At 70.4% G+C, this 16930-nt stretch carries 15 protein-coding genes; 13 read left to right on the forward strand and 2 right to left on the reverse strand.

Translation table 11 applies throughout. From position 1 onward, the window contains the following. Nucleotides 1–400: 400 nt before the first annotated feature. Nucleotides 401–3466: an ice-binding family protein gene (locus ABGB21_RS06195; protein WP_347651088.1), complete on the forward strand. Its 3066-nt coding sequence runs from the start codon at nt 401–403 to the stop codon at nt 3464–3466. A 122-nt stretch (nt 3467–3588) separates the two neighbouring features. Here the strand turns inward: ABGB21_RS06195 and ABGB21_RS06200 are convergent, their stop codons facing one another. Beyond that, nucleotides 3589–4395 (reverse strand): hypothetical protein, encoded by an 807-nt coding sequence (locus tag ABGB21_RS06200; RefSeq protein ID WP_347651087.1) that lies wholly within the window; start codon nt 4393–4395, stop codon nt 3589–3591. A gap of 76 nt (nt 4396–4471) precedes the next feature. Between ABGB21_RS06200 and ABGB21_RS06205 the strand changes: the two genes are divergently transcribed. From ABGB21_RS06205 to ABGB21_RS06215, 3 genes are all read left to right on the forward strand, one after another. Beyond that, on the forward strand, nt 4472–5029 hold the full coding sequence (locus ABGB21_RS06205; protein WP_347651086.1) for a TetR family transcriptional regulator: 558 nt from the start codon (nt 4472–4474) through the stop codon (nt 5027–5029). A 27-nt stretch (nt 5030–5056) separates the two neighbouring features. After that, on the forward strand, nt 5057–5863 hold the full coding sequence (locus tag ABGB21_RS06210) for a maleylpyruvate isomerase family mycothiol-dependent enzyme (protein ID WP_347651085.1): 807 nt from the start codon (nt 5057–5059) through the stop codon (nt 5861–5863). A gap of 139 nt (nt 5864–6002) precedes the next feature. Next, nucleotides 6003–6950, forward strand: coding sequence for an aldo/keto reductase (locus ABGB21_RS06215; protein ID WP_347651340.1), 948 nt, complete (start codon nt 6003–6005; stop codon nt 6948–6950). A 298-nt stretch (nt 6951–7248) separates the two neighbouring features. Here the strand turns inward: ABGB21_RS06215 and ABGB21_RS06220 are convergent, their stop codons facing one another. Continuing rightward, nucleotides 7249–7548, reverse strand: a complete 300-nt coding sequence (locus ABGB21_RS06220; protein ID WP_347651084.1) for a helix-turn-helix transcriptional regulator — start codon at nt 7546–7548, stop codon at nt 7249–7251. A gap of 280 nt (nt 7549–7828) precedes the next feature. Here ABGB21_RS06220 and ABGB21_RS06225 point away from each other — a divergent pair, with 280 nt between their 5' ends. The 9 genes from ABGB21_RS06225 (at nt 7829) to atpA (ending at nt 16922) form a co-directional block, all read left to right on the forward strand. Beyond that, nucleotides 7829–10231 carry a transglycosylase domain-containing protein gene (locus ABGB21_RS06225; protein WP_347651083.1) on the forward strand — a complete coding sequence of 801 codons (2403 nt, stop codon included), beginning with the start codon at nt 7829–7831 and terminating at the stop codon, nt 10229–10231. A gap of 67 nt (nt 10232–10298) precedes the next feature. After that, nucleotides 10299–11576 (forward strand): serine hydroxymethyltransferase, encoded by a 1278-nt coding sequence (glyA, locus tag ABGB21_RS06230; protein WP_347651082.1) that lies wholly within the window; start codon nt 10299–10301, stop codon nt 11574–11576. A 238-nt stretch (nt 11577–11814) separates the two neighbouring features. Beyond that, a complete protein-coding gene (locus tag ABGB21_RS06235) occupies nt 11815–12204 on the forward strand; it encodes a hypothetical protein (RefSeq protein ID WP_347677159.1) in 390 nt (129 codons plus the stop codon). Between the two features lie 217 nt (nt 12205–12421). Beyond that, entirely contained in the window at nt 12422–12655 is a 234-nt protein-coding gene (locus ABGB21_RS06240) for an AtpZ/AtpI family protein (protein WP_331212841.1), read from the forward strand. A 12-nt stretch (nt 12656–12667) separates the two neighbouring features. Next, a complete protein-coding gene (gene atpB / locus ABGB21_RS06245; RefSeq protein WP_347651080.1) occupies nt 12668–13471 on the forward strand; it encodes a F0F1 ATP synthase subunit A in 804 nt (267 codons plus the stop codon). A gap of 67 nt (nt 13472–13538) precedes the next feature. After that, the gene (locus ABGB21_RS06250) at nt 13539–13778 is read left to right on the forward strand and encodes a F0F1 ATP synthase subunit C (protein WP_347651079.1); all 240 of its coding nucleotides are present in this window, start codon (nt 13539–13541) and stop codon (nt 13776–13778) included. A gap of 27 nt (nt 13779–13805) precedes the next feature. Then, on the forward strand, nt 13806–14369 hold the full coding sequence (locus ABGB21_RS06255; RefSeq protein ID WP_347651078.1) for a F0F1 ATP synthase subunit B: 564 nt from the start codon (nt 13806–13808) through the stop codon (nt 14367–14369). Continuing rightward, nucleotides 14369–15190 carry a F0F1 ATP synthase subunit delta gene (locus ABGB21_RS06260; RefSeq protein ID WP_347651077.1) on the forward strand — a complete coding sequence of 274 codons (822 nt, stop codon included), beginning with the start codon at nt 14369–14371 and terminating at the stop codon, nt 15188–15190. The genes ABGB21_RS06255 and ABGB21_RS06260 overlap by 1 nt, the downstream gene beginning before the upstream one ends. Before the next feature lie 82 nt (nt 15191–15272). Further along, nucleotides 15273–16922 (forward strand): F0F1 ATP synthase subunit alpha, encoded by a 1650-nt coding sequence (gene atpA / locus ABGB21_RS06265; RefSeq protein ID WP_347651076.1) that lies wholly within the window; start codon nt 15273–15275, stop codon nt 16920–16922. The last annotated feature ends 8 nt before the right edge of the window (nt 16923–16930 follow it).

A 16930-nucleotide genomic window follows, 5' to 3' on the forward strand; every position in this document is an offset into this window, starting at 1 on the left:
CGCTTCGGCACCAACCGGCTCCTACCGAAGATCCTCGATCTACCCGAACACGTTTGGATCAACAAACCAGAGGCGGAACCTCAGGCCGCATAACTCCCGCTGGCCTCAAATCCTTGACACGTTCCGGGGCCCCGACAGCTGTTCACATCCTGGCGGATACGTCGGGGACATTATCTCCCTAAGGGTGACTTAAGGCAATTGACATCGTTACGCCCTGTTAGGAGGTGATCCGGCCGAGGGGCCAGGATCGTGATTGGTGGGGGAATCCGTGACGGTGAACCGTGTGGCTCGCGTGCGTCGTACACGCCGTTGGTCTGCGACGTCGATGGCAGGAGTCATCGGCGCTACGACGATCCTCGTTGGGCTCGTGGGGATGCCGGCGGCGTGGGCCCAGCCTCCGGTGCCGTTGGGAGTGGCCGAGACCTACGGGGTGTTGGCGGGCCAGGCGGTCACCGACGTCCCGCCTCCGGTCGGTCCCTCGGTCATCAACGGGGACCTGGGCGTCTGGCCGGGCACATCGCTCACCGGCGCCCCCGTGGTGAACGGTGAGATCCACGTCGGTGACACCGAGGCGATGCAGGCCCAGGACGCGCTGACCACGGCGTACAACTTCGCTGCCGCGCAGCCCGCGACCGCGACCGTGAGTGCGGACCTCGGTGGCCAGACCCTGGTCGCGGGGGTGTACGAGTCGCCGGCCACCATGGCGCTGACCGGCACGCTCACGCTGGACGGCCAGAACGATCCCAACTCGGTCTTCATCTTCCAGGCGGGATCCGACCTGATCACCGCGACCGACAGCCGGGTCGTCCTGACCCGGGGCGCCCAGGCGTGCAATGTGTTCTGGCAGGTGACCAGCTCGGCGACCCTGAACACCAGGACGGTCTTCGTCGGAAGCATCCTGGCGCTGCAGTCGGCGACGCTGGGCGAAGGGGCCACCGTGGCCGGACGGGTGTTGGCCCGGAACGGCTCCGTCACGCTGATCAACAACACGATCACCCGGCCGTTCTGCGCCCCGTCCATCGCGCCGCCGACGATCGCCAAGGCGTTCGACGACGCCATCATTCCGCTCGGCGGGACGACGGCGTTGACTTTCACGCTCACCAACCCCAACGGCGGTACGGGGCTGACCGGGGTCAACTTCAGTGACGCGCTGCCCGCCGGGCTGGTGGTCGCCAGTCCCAGCGGCGTGACTGGTTCGTGTGGTGGTGGCACGATCACCGCGACGGCTGGTGGTGGCACGATCAGCCTGGCCGGGGCGAGCCTGCCGGCGGGTGGTAGTTGCACTTTCTCGGTGAACGTCACCAGCACGACCAGTGGTACGAAGGTGAATTCGAGTGGCCCGGTCGACTCGAACGAGAGCGGCCCGGGTGCCGCCGCCTCGGCGAGCGTCACCGTTGCCGCGCCGGTCGTCGCGCCGCCGACGATCGCCAAGGCGTTCGACGACGCCGTCATTCCGCTCGGCGGGACGACGGCGTTGAGTTTCACCCTGACCAACCCCAACCCGGGTACGGCGTTGACCGGGGTGAACTTCAGTGACACGCTGCCGGCGGGTCTGGTGGTGGCCACGCCGAATGGGCTGACCGGTTCGTGTGGTGGTGGCACGATCACCGCGACGGCTGGTGGTGGCACGATCAGCCTGGCCGGCGCGACCCTGCCGGCGGGTGGCAGTTGCACCTTCTCGGTTAACGTCACCAGCACGACCAGTGGTACGAAGGTGAATTCGAGTGGCCCGGTCGACTCGAACGAGAGTGGCCCGGGAGCCCCCGCCTCGGCGAGCGTCGCGGTCGGCGCCGAAGTGGTCGCGCCGCCGACGATCGCCAAGGCGTTCGACGACGCCGTCATTCCGCTCGGCGGGACGACCACGCTCGACTTCACGCTCACAAATCCCAACCCGGGTACGGCGTTGACCGGGGTGAACTTCAGTGACGCGCTGCCGGCGGGTCTGGTGGTGGCGACGCCGAATGGGCTGACCGGTTCGTGTGGTGGTGGCACGATCACCGCGACGGCCGGTGGTGGCACGATCAGCCTGGCCGGGGCCACTCTGCCGGCGGGTGGCAGTTGTACCTTCTCGGTCAATGTCACCAGCACGACCAGTGGTACGAAGGTGAATTCGAGTGGCCCGGTCGACTCGAACGAGAGTGGCCCGGGAGCCCCCGCCGCGGCGAGCGTCGCGGTCGCCGCCCCGGTGGTCGCGCCGCCGACGATCAGCAAGTCCTTCGAGGACGCCACCGTCCCGTCCGACGGGACGACGGCGTTGAGTTTCACCCTGACCAACCCCAACCCGGGTACGGCGATGACCGGGGTGAACTTCAGTGACGCGCTGCCGGCGGGTCTGGTGGTGGCGACGCCGAATGGGCTGACCGGTTCGTGTGGTGGTGGCACGATCACCGCGACGGCTGGTGGTGGCACGATCAGCCTGGCCGGGGCCACTCTGCCGGCGGGTGGCAGTTGTACCTTCTCGGTCAATGTCACAGGCACGACCAGTGGTACGAAGGTGAACACGAGTGGGCCGGTCGACTCGAACGAGAGCGGCCCCGGCGCCCGCGCCGCGGCGAGCATCACGGTCAGGGCGGTCATCGCACCGACGATCGTCAAGGCCTTCGCGGACACGACCATCCCGTCCGACGGGACGACGGCGCTGAGTTTCACCCTGAGCAACCCGAACACGGTCACGGCGTTGACCGGCGTCGGCTTCACCGACACGCTGCCGGACGGTCTGGTGGTGGCCACGCCGAACGGGCTGACCGGTTCGTGTGGTGGTGGCACGATCACCGCCACCGCCGGTGGTGGCACGATCAGCCTGACCGGCGCCACCCTGCCGGCCGACGGGAGCTGCACCTTCTCGGTCAACGTCACCGGAACCACCAGCGGTACGAAGGTGAATTCGAGTGGCCCGGTCGACTCGAACGAGAGTGGCCCGGGCACTCCCGCCCTGGCGAGCGTCACGGTCCAGGCCGCCGAAGCACCGGGGTTCGCCAAGGCCTTCGGAAGCCCGGTCATCCCCCGCAACGGGACGACGTCACTGACGTTCACCCTCACCAATCCCAACCCGGGTACGGCCCTGACGGGCGTCAGCTTCGTCGACAACCTTCCCTCGGGACTGGTGGTCGCCACGCCGAACGCCGCGCAGACCAACTGCGCCTCTGGAACCGTCGTCGCCGAGCCCGGTAGCGGCAGCATCAGCCTGTTCACCGCCACGCTGCCGGCTGGCGGGAGTTGCACGGTGTCGGTCAACGTCACCGGCACCACCGCCGGCACGAAGGTCAACACGACGGTCGCGGTCACCTCGGTCGAGAGCGGCCCTGGTTCCGCCGCCTCGGCAACCATCACGGTCGGCCCGGTACTGCCGGTCACCGGCAGCCGGATCTCCACCTACGTCGTCATCGCCCTGGCCATGATCGGTCTCGGTGTGGCGCTCCTCGTGCTCAGCCACCGGCTGATCCGACGCCGACGGTTCGTCGTCTGACCTCGGCCTCCCACGGAACAGCCGTGGTTCGAGGAGAGTGATTCACGGTGCCGGGGTGCCGGCACGGTGGCGGCCCGGCGGGCGGTGCAACGGGGCGGCGCCCGCCGACGGCGATTCAGGCGTCAACCTGTGCTGATCCAGAGGAACTCGGCCATCGCGGCGGTGGTGTGCAGGTCGTGGCTGGTGCGGCCGACCAGCCGGGGCGCCGGGTGCGGTCCCGGGATGGTGTGGCCACCGCCGCGCACGGTGTAGAGCCGGACCGGGGCGTGCCCGTCCTGGCGGTAGTCGGTGCGGCTGATCTCCTCGGACAGCTCGACCGTCACGGGCGGCGCCGTGATGCCGTTGCGTTGCGCGAAATAGGCGGCGGTGTCGGGCGTGGACAGCATCTCCCCGCCGACCCGGAAGGCGAAGCGGGCCCAGGCCGACATCTCGCCGCCCTCGTACGGCACGATCCGGTCGGCCGTGCCGTGCAGCAGGAGGACCGGCTTCGGTACGACGGGCAGACCGGGCACGAGGAAGTTGGCGGGCGCCGGTTGTTGGGCCGCGATGACCGTCGCGCCGGCGATCAGGTCGGGGTGTTCGTGCAGCAGCCGGATCACCATGCCACCGCCGTTGGAGTAGCCGGCCGCGTAGACCTCCCGCCCGTCCGCGTGCTGCTTGACCACCGCTTCGGCGAACGCCACGTCGTCGACGCCGGCGAGGCGGGCCGGGAAGCGGCTGGCCGTACGTGCGTCGTTCCAGTTGCCCCGGTAGCCGTCGAGGTAGGCGACGGCCGTGCCGGGGATCGTGTCGAACGCGCCACCGGTGAAGGTGCGGTGCTTGGCCGCGTTCTGCCGGGAGCCGTGGAAGACGAGCAGCAGGCGGTCGTGGCCGTCCTCCGGCTCGACAAGGGTGTAGGTGCGGGTCCGGCCCGCCGCTTCGATCTCCATGACAACCCCTCCCGGATAACCTATCCACTTCGAGGGTAAACGCAAGCGGATGAGCTATCCGGTTATCCTGGTCACCGTGACCCGCAGGGACGCTGCCCGCAACTGGCAGCACATCGTCGACACCGGCCGCGCCTTCCTGGTCGAGCAGCGGCCGTTGCGGCTCAACGACGTCGCCCGCGAGGCGGAGATCGGCGTCGCCACGGTCTACCGCCACTTCCCGACCCCGGAGGCGCTGCTCGAGACGCTGGCCCGCCCGAGCCTGGAAGAGCTGGTCGCGTACGCGGAAAGGGTCCTGGCCGACGACGACGCGTGGGGCGCGTTCGCCAATTTCCTGACCGCCGGCATCGACGCGCAGCTGGCCGACGCCGCCGTGCAGCCGGTCTTCGCCGCTGCCACACACGAGCTGCCGGAGACGGCCGAGGTCGTGGGTCGCCTGAACGCCCTGACCGCCGAGCTGCTCGGCCGGGTACGCGCGGCGGGCCTGATCCGTCCCGGCGTCGAGCACGCGGACGTGGTACGCCTGATGTGCGGGGTGGTATTCGCCGCCTCGGTCCACGCGACCCCGGCCGAGCGGGCGGCGCTCACCCGCCGCTATCTCGACGTCGTGCTCGACGGCCTGCGTGCCGACCGGTGAAACCCGCTGTCCAACTGCCGTTGCGTGGTGGTAGACAGCAGCGTGCACAACGCCTTGGAGTTCCCCACCCTGCTGCGGCTGATCGACGAACGGTCGACCGCCTTCCGTGCCGCGGTCGCCGCCGCGCCCAGCCTCGACGTGCAGGTGCCGACCTGCCCGGAGTGGACGCTGTTCGAGCTGGCGCGGCACCTGGGCGAGGGGCGCCGGGCCTGGGCCGCCACCGTTGCCGCCGGGCCGGACGCCTCGGCCAAGGCGGCGTTCGAGGGCCCGGAAGCGCCTCGGGAGCGGGCGGCCCTGCTGGACTGGCTGGCCGCCTCGACGCGGCAGCTACTGGACGCACTGCGCGAGGCCGGCCCGGATCGCGGCTGCTGGACGTGGTGGGGTGCCTCGCAGTCGCCGCAGACCTGTGGCGCCGTCGCCCGACACCAGCTCCAGGAGATCGCGGTGCACACGTACGACGCCCAGCTCACCGTGGGCGCCCCGCAGCCACTGCCGGACGAGGTGGCGCTCGACGGAGTCGAGGAATTCCTCTCCACCTGCTTCGCGACGACGGCCGCCTGGCCGCACGAGCCGGCTGTCGTCGACTACCACGCCACCGAGGGCCGCTCCTGGCGCAACTGGGTCTCGGCCGACGGCGCCCGGACAGCCCGGCTGCCCGTGTCCGACACGACGCCCGCCGTCGACCAGCCGGAGGTGGCCTACGCCTCCGCCCGGGGTACGGCCAGTCAACTGGTCCTGGCGGCGTTCTACGGCCGCCTCCCGCTGGACGCCCTGGAACTCGACGGCGACCGGCGCATCTTCGACCTGCTCATCGCCTGGGAGCCGGATGAGTAGGACCTGATGGTGCGCCACCTGTACGGCGTCGGAGCCGAACGAACCAACCGTTGTCGAGCCATCGCGGAGTGAACTGATTATGGAACAGCGCACCTTCGGTACCGCCGGCCCTCGGGTCTCCTGCTTCGCGTTGGGAACGATGACGTTCGGCCAGGAGTCCGACGAGCAACTTTCGCACGAGATCCTCGACGCCTACGTGGCGGCCGGTGGCACGCTGATCGACACGGCTGACGTCTACTCCGACGGGGAGAGCGAGCGGATCATCGGGCGCTGGCTGAACAAGAACGCCGGGGTTCGTGACCAAATGGTCATTGCCACCAAGGCCCGGTTTCCGATCACCGGCCAGCCCGGTGCCGGCCTCAGCCGGGACTATCTCCACCGTGCGCTCGACGCCAGCCTGTCCCGGCTGGGCGTCGAGCGCGTGGACATCTACCAGGCGCATGGCCCGGATCCGCGGGTCCCGCTCGACGAGTTTGCGACGTTCGCCGAGGAGGCGCAGGCCGCCGGCAAGGTGGCCCACGTCGGGTTGAGCAACTTCCCCGGCTGGCAGACCAGCCTCGCCCACGCCCTGTGCCGGCAATATGGCACCAGGCCGCCCGTTTCGCTGCAACCCCAGTACAGCCTGCTGGTCCGGGAGCCGGAATGGGAGATCATGCCGGCCGCCGAGGCGCTCGACATGGGCACGATGGTCTGGGGGCCCTTGGGGGCCGGCTGGCTGACCGGCAAGTACCGCCGCGACGAGCGGCCGCCGGCCGGCAGTCGGCTCGGAGACGACCCGAACCGCGGTCTGGAGGCCCTCGGGCGCCGGGGCACCGAGCGCACCTGGCGGATCGTGGAGACCCTGGTGCGCCTCGCCGGCGAGGCCGGGGTTCCGCCGGCACAACTGGCTCTGGCCTGGGTCCTCCAACGTCCCGGGGTCACGGCGGCCCTGGTCGGTGCGCGGACCGCCGGCCAGCTCGCCGCCTCGCTGCCGGCTGCGGGGCTGCGCCTGGACCAGACGATCGTCGCGCAGCTCGACGAGGTCAGCGCGCCGGAGACACCGGACTACCCCTACCGTTTCGTCGAGGAGATTTCCGCCATCCGCTGAACGCGGTGCCCGGTGAGCTTCCAGGGCCGCTGATCACACTTGCGGACGCCTCGGCCGGCGATGACCCGGATGCAGGTACCGGCTACCTGGGACGAATGGGGCGCGAGGAGTGCGCCATCGCGGCCAGCGGCGTGAGACCGTGGTGTGCCGGCATCGAGTCGGGGGTGGCAACCGGGTCGTAAGCCGATCAACCCGGGGCGGTACGCCTGGTCAGCTACATGCCTCTCGCTCCGCCCGGGCGACCAGGAGCTGGAGCACCTCATCGGCACCGATACCCTCGCCCGCAGCGAGATCGGACTCAGCTTGACGAATCTGCTCGGTCGCCCCGGCCGTGGATAGCAGATCCAACGTCTCCTTCAGCGCCTACCTGGCCGTGTTCGATCTGGGAGATTCGGGCCTGGCTGACCCCGAGGGCCGCCGCCACCTCGGTCTGGGTGAGTCCGGCCGACTTGCGCATCTCGGCCAACTCATGCCCCCGGATACGGCCGAGATTCTCGGCGCGAATCGCAGCCCGCTGACCCTGCGCCTCGGCACTAGCCAGCCACGGCTGCTGCGCCATTGCCTCGGCCTTCACATCACTCCACCGCCGGCCGCTCATGGCCCCTCCTTGTTTTTGCGTTCGATCAGGTGCTGCTCGAAACGTTGCTCCGCCATTGGGATGTTCTCCCGGTACCAACGGTTCCAGTGGCCAGCCTTGCGTCACCAAGCCCGGGGCGCGTAGTCCGGAGCGAGGGCGAGGGTGGAATCACCCCTGATCGTGAATTCGTCCCGGATTCGCGCGAAACGCGTGCGGCGTCGGGAATCGGGCGGCACGCTGGTCGAGGGACCGGCCGCCGGGCCGCGTCGTACGCCTGCCTGTTTCCGCCCGAGGAGCGCCCATGCTGCGGCTGCGGCTCAACCAGCTCTGGACCCTGACGCTGGCCGGGCTGCTGGCCGGCACCATCCTGGCCGCCGCGCTGCTGCCGGTGTACGTGCTGGGCGCGCTGGGGCTGAGGTCCGTCAGCACCCGCTACGAGGACCTGCCGCAGGACCTGCGGGTGCCGCCGACCGCCCAGCGCTCCTACCTCTACGCCAGCGACGGCAAGACCCTGATCACCTCGTTCTACGACGAGAACCGGACGAACATCCCGCTCGACCAGGTCGCCCCGGTGATGCGGCAGGCGATCGTCGCGGCCGAGGACATCCGGTTCCACGAGCACGGCGGCGTCGACCTGCGCGGCGTGCTCCGCGCCGTGGTCGCCAACCGGGGCGGTGAGGTACGCCAGGGCGCCTCCACGCTGACCATGCAGTACGTCCGCAACGTGCTCAAGACCGACCCGAACCTCACCCCGGAGCAGCGGGCCGAGGCGGTCGCCCCGAACGCCGGCCGCAAGATCCAGGAGATGCGGTACGCGCTCGCGCTGGAACGGCGACTGAGCAAGGACGAGATCCTGAGCCGCTACCTGAACATCGCCTACTTCGGCGCCGGGGCGTACGGGATCGCGGCGGCCAGCCAGCGCTACTTCTCCAAGCCGGCCAGCCGGCTGACCCTGCCCGAGGCGGCGCTGCTCGCCGGGCTGGTCCGGTCACCGGAGACGGACACCCCGATCGGCGGCGACACCGACGCCGCCCTCAGCCGGCGCGGCTACGTACTGGGTCAGCTCGCCGAGACCGGGGTGATCACCGCCGAGACCGCGATCCGTACCCAGGCCGCGCCGCTCGGGCTGCGGCCCGGGGCGGAGCCGAACGACTGCGCCGGGATCCCGGACGCCCACTCCGACTGGGGCTTCTTCTGCGACTACTTCCGGCAGTGGTGGAACGACAATCCGGCGTTCGGCGACACCGTCGACGAGCGGCGGCAGAACCTGCGCCGGGGCGGCTACCGGATCACCGCCACCCTCGACCTGACGGTGCAGGCCGCCGCGATGGCCCAGACCCTCCAGGTGTACGACCGGAACGACCGGCGGGCCGCGCCGATGGCGGTGGTGCAGCCCGGCACCGGCAGGATCCTGGCCTTCGCGGTGAACCGGAACTACCGGCTCGACCCGAACCCGCCCGGGCAGGGCAACTATCCGAACACGGTGAACCAGTTGATCGCCGGTGGTGGTGACATCGCCGGCTACCAGGCGGGCTCCACCTTCAAGATCTTCACCCTGCTCGCCGCCCTGGAGGCCGGTATCCCGCTGCGGGCCGGCTACGTCGCCCCGAGCCGGCTGGTCACCGACTATCCGGTGGACAGCCCGGACAGCTGCGGCGGCTACTGGTGCCCCACCAACTCCAACCCCGCCTGGATGGACGGCTACCACACCATGTGGACCGCCTTCGGCCGCTCGGTGAACACCTACTTCGTGGCGCTCGCCCGCCGGATCGGCGTCGACCAGGCGGTCCGGATGGCGGAACGGCTCGGCATCGTCTTCCGCGCCTCCAGCGACGCCCGGCTGGCGACGTACGGGACGGACCAGTGGGGGGCGTTCACCCTCGGGGTCTCCGCCACCACCCCGCTCGACCTGGCCAACGCGTACGCGACGCTGGCCGCCGACGGGACGTACTGCAAACCGCTGCCCGTGACCGCGATCGTCGACCCGACCGGCCGACCCCTGCCGTCCGCCACCCCGACCTGCGGAAAGATGCTCAGCCCGGAAATCGCCCGGGCGGCCACCGACGCGGCCCGCTGCCCGGTCGGCAACCCCTCCGCGTACGGGCAGTGCAACGGCGGCAGCGCGCCGGAGGTGACCCGGATCCTCGGCGACCAGCCGGTGGCCGGCAAGACCGGCAGCGCCGAGGGGTACGCGACCGAGACGTTCGTGGCGTACACCCCGCAACTCGCCGCGGCGGCGATCGCCGCCAACCCGGACGACCCGAGTGACGCGGTCGGGCAGGCGGTGCAGCGGCGGGTGATCGCCGCGGTGGCGCACACCATGGCGTTCGCCCTGCGTGACCAGCCCCGCCGTGCCTTCACCGCGCCGGAACGGGAGATCGCCCTCGGCAGCAGCGCCGACGACCTGACCCCGCCACCGGGTACCGGCGGTCCGGGCGTGCCTTCGTCGGGCCCCGGGGCTCCGCCGCCGGGGGCGGTGCCGGTCGTGCCGGTGCCGGAGCCGGGACCGGCGCTGCCGCCGACGGCACCTCCGCCGGCTGTGCCTCCCGTACCGCCGGTGCCGGTGCCGGTGCCGACCGCGACCGTGCCGCGACCGGTGGTCCCGCGCCCGACCGTCGTGGTACCACGCCCCGGCGTACCCCGGTCGACGGTGCCGCCTTCGAGTACGCCGCCCCCGACCGCCCCGGCCCCGCCACCGCTCTGAGCCCGACCCCGCCGGCGGCCCTTCCCTACACTCGGGGGATGAGTGGCTGTGGGTGTGGAGTGGCGAGGTGACGCTCTTCTGGGGGCCGGACTTCGGTGAGCTGACCGAGACCGATCCGGAGATCGCGGCGGTGGTGCTCGGCGAGCTGGACCGGCTCCGGGGCGGGTTGCAGTTGATCGCCAGCGAGAACCTGACCTCGCCGGCGGTACTGGCCGCGCTCGGCTCGACCCTGACCAACAAGTACGCCGAGGGCTATCCGGGGCGGCGGTACTACGGCGGGTGTGCCCAGGTGGACCGGGCCGAGCAGATCGGCATCGACCGGGCGAAGGCGCTGTTCGGGGCCGAGCACGCGAACCTGCAGCCGCACTCCGGGGCGAGCGCCAACCTGGCCGCGTACGCGGCACTGGTCCAGCCCGGCGACACGGTGCTGGCGATGGACCTGCCGCACGGCGGCCACCTGACCCACGGCAGCCGGGTCAACTTCTCCGGGAAGTGGTTCGACACGGTCGGCTACCGGGTACGCCGGGACAGCGAGGTGATCGACTACGACGAGGTGCGGGACCTCGCCCTGGCACACCGACCCAAGATGATCATCTGTGGGGCGACCGCCTACCCCCGCCTGATCGACTTCGCCCGGTTCCGGGAGATCGCCGACGAGGTCGACGCGTACCTGATGGTGGACGCGGCCCACTTCATCGGACTGGTCGCCGGCGGGGCGATCCCGTCCCCGGTGCCGTACGCCGACGTGGTCTGCGCCACCACCCACAAGGTGCTGCGCGGGCCGCGCGGCGGAATGATCCTGTGTCGCGACTCGCTCGCCGAGCGGATCGACAAGGCCGTCTTCCCGTTCACCCAGGGCGGCCCGCTGATGCACGCCGTCGCCGCCAAGGCGGTCGCCCTGCGCGAGGCGGCGTCCCCCGAGTTCCAGGCGTACGCTGCCCAGGTGGTCCAGAACGCGAAGGCGCTGGCCGGCGCCCTCGCCGAGGCGGGGATGCGGCCGGTCTCCGGCGGCACCGACACCCATCTGGCCCTGATCGACCTGCGGACGCTCGGGGTGACCGGTCGGGACGCCGAGGCCCGGTGTGATGCCGCCGGCATCACGCTGAACAAGAACGCGATCCCGTACGACCCGGAGAAGCCGATGGTCGCCTCCGGGATCCGGGTCGGTACGCCGAGCGTCACCACCCAGGGCATGAAGGAGCCGGAGATGCGGCGGATCGCCGACCTGATCTCCCGGGCGGTACGGACCGACCCGGCCGGACCCGGGGGCACCGACACCCTCGCCCGGGTCGCCACCGAGGTCACCGAGCTGGTGACGGCGTTTCCGGCGTACCCCCGTGGCTGAGCCGGCGGGGCGGGTGGCCGGGGCGACCACCGGCGTGGTGGGCGGCGGCGTGGCGGACGGCGGCGTGGCGAACGGCGGCGTGGCGAACGGCGGCGTGGCGAACGGCGGCGTGGCGGACACGGGCGTGTCGGCCACCGGCGTGGCGACCGGTGTCGACACGCCGCGCGGCGGCGACACGCCGGACGATCCGGCCGGGGCGCCGACTGCCGGCACCGGTTGGGGAGACCGGCACTGGCGGCTGGCGCACCTGCCGACGGTGCTCGGTGCCTCGCTGGCGCTGCTGGTCCTGGCCGCCGTGGTCGGTGGGCTGGCCGCCGGTGGCGTCGGCGCGCTCGGGGCGGCCACCGGCGTCGGCGTGGTCACGGTCAGTTATCTCCTCTCCACCCTGGTGATCGCCTGGGCCGACTCGGTGGACCCGAGACTGGTGCTCCCGTCCGGGCTGGGCATGTACATCGTGAAGTTCACCGTGCTCGGTGTGGTGATGGCCGGGGTGGCCGGCAGCGGCTGGGCTGGTCTTCGGCCGTTCGGCGTCGGGGTCATGGTCGGTGTGGTGGTCTGGACCGGGGCGAACATCTGGTGGGTCACCCGGATCCACCAGGCCCGGCTGCGGCGCGCGACCGACGGCTGAGGCGGCTTCCGGACGCCTCGCGTGGCGCCGTCCGGTTCGGCGTCGGTCCGCTTCGTGGGACGCCACAGCAAACTGTCAGTGATCGGTCATTCCTGAGTGGGCCGAACCGGAGTAGCGTGCCGGGGAGACGACGCGCCCACCCAGCTGCCCACACAACCAGGGTTGTGCGGGGGGTGAGGCTCAGCCTGGTATCCCCGGCTGATATCGTTCGGCCGTCATGACCGGTGACCAAACCCCCCAGCCCGCAGGCGGCTCAGGCCCTCCGCCCGAGTCCGGCGCTGGCTACACCGCGCTCGGATACCTCATCGGAGGTCTGGCGGTGTGGGGTTTCATCGGTTGGTTGGTCGACCAGTGGCTCGACACCGGTGGTCTGGCCACCGGGATCGGGTTCCTGCTCGGCGGGGCCGGGGGCGTCTACCTGGTCATCCGCCGACTTGGCACCCCTAGCTAGGGAAGGGACGCGGTGATCGGACAGTCGATCGTCCTCGCGGCAGAGGGCGACATTCCGTTTCCACCCAGCGTGGAGGACTTCTTCCTGCCGGCCATCGTGCCGTGGGGCGAGCACAACTCGTACTGGTTCACCAAGTTCACCGCACTGGTCTGGGTGTCCGTCGGCATCCTGATCATCTTCTTCCTGCTGAGCTACCGGAAGCCGCAGCTGGTGCCGACGAGGAAGCAGTGGATCGCCGAGTCGATCTACGGCTTCGTCCGGAACAACATCGCGGTGGACATGATCGGGCACCGTGGAGTCGCGTTCGCGCCGTACTTCACCACGCTGTTCGTGTTCATCCTCATGAACAACCTCTGGCAGATCATCCCGGGCGTGCAGATCTCGCCGAACACACACATCGCCTTTCCGGCGATTCTGGCGATCATCAGCTACGTGATGTTCATCTGGGTCGGCATCCGACACCACGGTTTCGCGAAGTTCATGAAGCATTCGCTGATGCCGCCGGCACCGTGGTTCATGCAGCCGCTGCTGATCCCGATCGAGATCATCTCGACCTTCATCGCCCGGCCGGTCTCGCTGGCGCTGCGGTTGTTCGCCAACCTGTTCGCCGGACACATCATCCTGCTGGTCTTCACGCTCGGCGGGTTCGTGCTGCTGAACGCCGACGCCTTCTTCCTGAAGCCGATCTCGGTGCTGTCCTGGGCGGTGTCGATCGCGATCACCTTCCTGGAGGCCCTGGTCATCGTCCTGCAGGCGTACATCTTCACCGTGCTGAGCGCGAGCTACGTGCAGGGCGCGCTCGCTGACGAACACTGAGCCCACAACCGCACACCGTTGTCGTCCCGCGTGAACCGTCACGCGTGATCTCAGGAGGAACCAACCAATGTTGTCGTCGACCCTCGCCGCCGTCGAAATCACCGGCAGCCTCAGCTCCATCGGCTACGGCCTCGCGGCCATCGGCCCGGGTATCGGTGTCGGCCTGGTCTTCAGCGCCTACATCCAGTCGACCGCCCGCCAGCCGGAGTCGTCCCGCCTGACCCTGCCGTACGTCTGGATCGGCTTCGCCGTCATCGAGCTGCTCGCCCTGCTGGGCATCGCCTTCGGCTACGCCTTCGGCAACTAGCCGTACCCCTCGAACGGGAGGTTCCGGATGTTCAGTCTCGCCGCCGAGGGTGGCCACAACCCGATCGTGCCGCTCTGGCAGGAGATCGTGGTCGGCTCGGTCGCCTTTGCGCTGCTCTGCTTCGTACTGATTAAGTTCGTCTTCCCGCGCATGGAGCAGACGTTCCAGGCCCGGGTCGACGCGATCGAGGGCGGCATCAAGCGTGCCGAGGCCGCGCAGGCCGAGGCCAACCAGCTGCTGGAGCAGTACCGCGCGCAGCTCGCCGAGGCGCGCACCGACGCGGCGAAGATCCGCGACGACGCGCGGGCCGACGCCGAGGGCATCCGTTCGGACGTGCTGGCCAAGGCCCGCGAGGAGTCCGAGCGGATCATCCAGGCCGGCAAGGACCAGCTCGCCGCCGAGCGGGCCACCATCGTGCGCGAGCTGCGTACCGAGGTGGGCACCATCGCGGTCGACCTGGCCGGCCGGATCGTCGGTGAGTCGCTGGCCGACGAGGCCCGCCGCAAGGGCACCGTCGAGCGGTTCCTCGCCGACCTGGAGGGCGTCGGGGCCGGTAACGGCGCCAACGGCTCCGCCGTGAGGACGAGCTGATGCAGGCCGCAAGCCGGGAGTCGTACGCCGCCGCGCGGCAGCGTCTCGACGCGTACGCCGGGGCGGCCGCGGCCGACGAGGTCGCCAGCACCGGTGACCAGATCGGTCTGGTCGCCGGCCTGCTGCGGCGGGAGCCGCGGCTGCGCCGGGCCCTCTCCGACCCGGCCCGGGCCGGTGAGGACCGGGTCGGCCTGCTGGGCAACCTGGTCGGCGACAAGATCGGCGCCGACGCCCGCGAACTGCTCGGCACGCTGGTCGGCGGCCGCTGGTCGGCCCCGTCGGAGCTGTTGGCGGGGACCGAGCGGCTCGGTGTGGAGGCGCTGCTGGCCAGCGCCGACCGCGCCGGGGAGCTGGGCGAGGTGGAGGACGAGTTGTTCCGCTTCGGTCAGCTGGTCGCCGCCAACCCGGAGCTGAGCAACGTGCTCTCCGACCCGATCGCGCCGGTGGCGCAGCGGGCCGAGCTGACCGGGTCGCTGCTGGCCGGCAAGGCCTCGGCGGTCACGGTCAAGCTGGTCGAGGTGGCGCTCGCCGGGTTCGGTGGGCGCTCCTTCACCGGGGCGCTGACCCGGCTCGTCGAGTTGGCCGCGGACCGGCGGGACCGCCAGGTCGCGTACGTCACGGTCGCGGCCCCGCTCTCCGACGACGAGGAACGCCGGCTGGGCGCCAAGCTCACCGAGCTATACGGTCGAGAGGTCTCCGTCAAGCAGACGGTGGACCCCTCGGTGCTCGGCGGCCTGAGCGTCCGGATCGGTTCGGACCTCTACGACGGCACGATCCTGCGCCGCCTCACCGACACCCGAAACGCGCTCGCGAAGCGTTGAGTTCCCTCGACGCGTACGCAGAGCGCTGAGCAGACATCCACGCCGTTCCGGTTAACCGGGCCCTGAATAGAGGAAGAAGAGGATGGCCGAGCTGACCATCTCGTCGGAGGAGATCCGCGGCGCGCTGGAGCGCTACGTCTCCTCCTATTCGCCCGACGTCTCCCGTGAGGAGGTCGGCACCGTCGCCGACGCCGGTGACGGCATCGCCCACGTCGAGGGCCTGCCCTCGACCATGACCAACGAGCTGCTCGAGTTCGAGGACGGCACCCTCGGTGTCGCGCTGAACCTCGACGTCCGGGACATCGGCGTCGTGGTCCTCGGTGACTACGGCGGGATCGAGGAGGGGCAGCGCGTCAAGCGCACCGGCCGGGTGCTCTCGGTGCCGGTCGGCGACGCGTTCCTCGGCCGGGTGGTCAACCCGCTCGGCGAGCCGATCGACGGCCTCGGCGACATCGCCAACGAGGGCTACCGCGAGCTGGAGCTGCAGGCCCCGAACGTGATGGCCCGGCAGTCCGTCAGCGAGGCGCTGCAGACCGGTCTCAAGGCCATCGACGCGATGACCGCGATCGGCCGGGGCCAGCGGCAGCTGATCATCGGTGACCGGCGTACCGGCAAGACCACGGTCGCCCTGGACACCATCCTCAACCAGCGTGACAACTGGCTCTCCGGCGACCCGGCGAAGCAGGTCCGCTGCATCTACGTGGCGATCGGGCAGAAGGGCTCGACCATCGCCTCGGTGAAGGGCCTGCTCGAGGAGCACGGCGCGATGGAGTACACCACCATCGTCGCGTCGCCCGCCTCCGACCCGGCCGGCTTCAAGTACATCGCCCCGTACGCCGGCTCGTCGATCGGCCAGCACTGGATGTACGGCGGCAAGCACGTCCTGATCGTCTTCGACGACCTGACCAAGCAGGCCGAGGCGTACCGGGCCGTGTCGCTGCTGCTGCGTCGCCCGCCGGGCCGTGAGGCGTACCCGGGTGACGTCTTCTACCTGCACTCCCGGCTGCTGGAGCGCTGCGCGAAGCTCTCCGACGAGATGGGCGGCGGCTCGATGACCGGTCTGCCGATCATCGAGACCAAGGGCAACGACATCTCGGCGTTCATCCCGACCAACGTCATCTCGATCACCGACGGCCAGATCTTCCTGGAGACGGACCTGTTCAACCAGGGTGTCCGGCCGGCGATCAACGTGGGTACCTCGGTCTCCCGGGTCGGTGGTGCCGCGCAGGTCAAGCCGATGAAGAAGGTCGCCGGCCGGCTCCGCCTGGACCTCGCCCAGTACCGCGAGCTGGAGGCGTTCGCCGCCCTCGCCTCGGACCTGGACAAGGCCTCGCAGGACCAGCTCAGCCGGGGTGCCCGGCTGGTCGAGCTGCTGAAGCAGACCAACTACTCGCCCTTCCCGGTGGAGGAGCAGGTGGTCTCGGTCTGGATCGGCACCGAGGGCAAGCTGGACGACATCGCGATCGGTGAGGTCCGGCGCTTCGAGTCCGAGTTCCTGGAGTTCCTCCGTCACCAGTACAAGCCGACGATGCAGTCGATCGCGGACAACAACTGGGACGACGACATCATCAACTCCCTGAACGAGGCCGTCACCCGGTTCAAGCAGATGTTCCTCGGCAAGGAGGACGGCGTGCGGATCAACGAGGCGCCGGCCCAGCCGCTGGAGGGCGAGCAGGACCGCGAGACCGTCACCCGGTACCGGGACGGCGAGCCCGCGTCGGACGAGAAGTAGGGCTGACC

The organism is Plantactinospora sp. B24E8 (assembly GCF_039871735.1).
Taxonomy (GTDB): domain Bacteria; phylum Actinomycetota; class Actinomycetes; order Mycobacteriales; family Micromonosporaceae; genus Plantactinospora.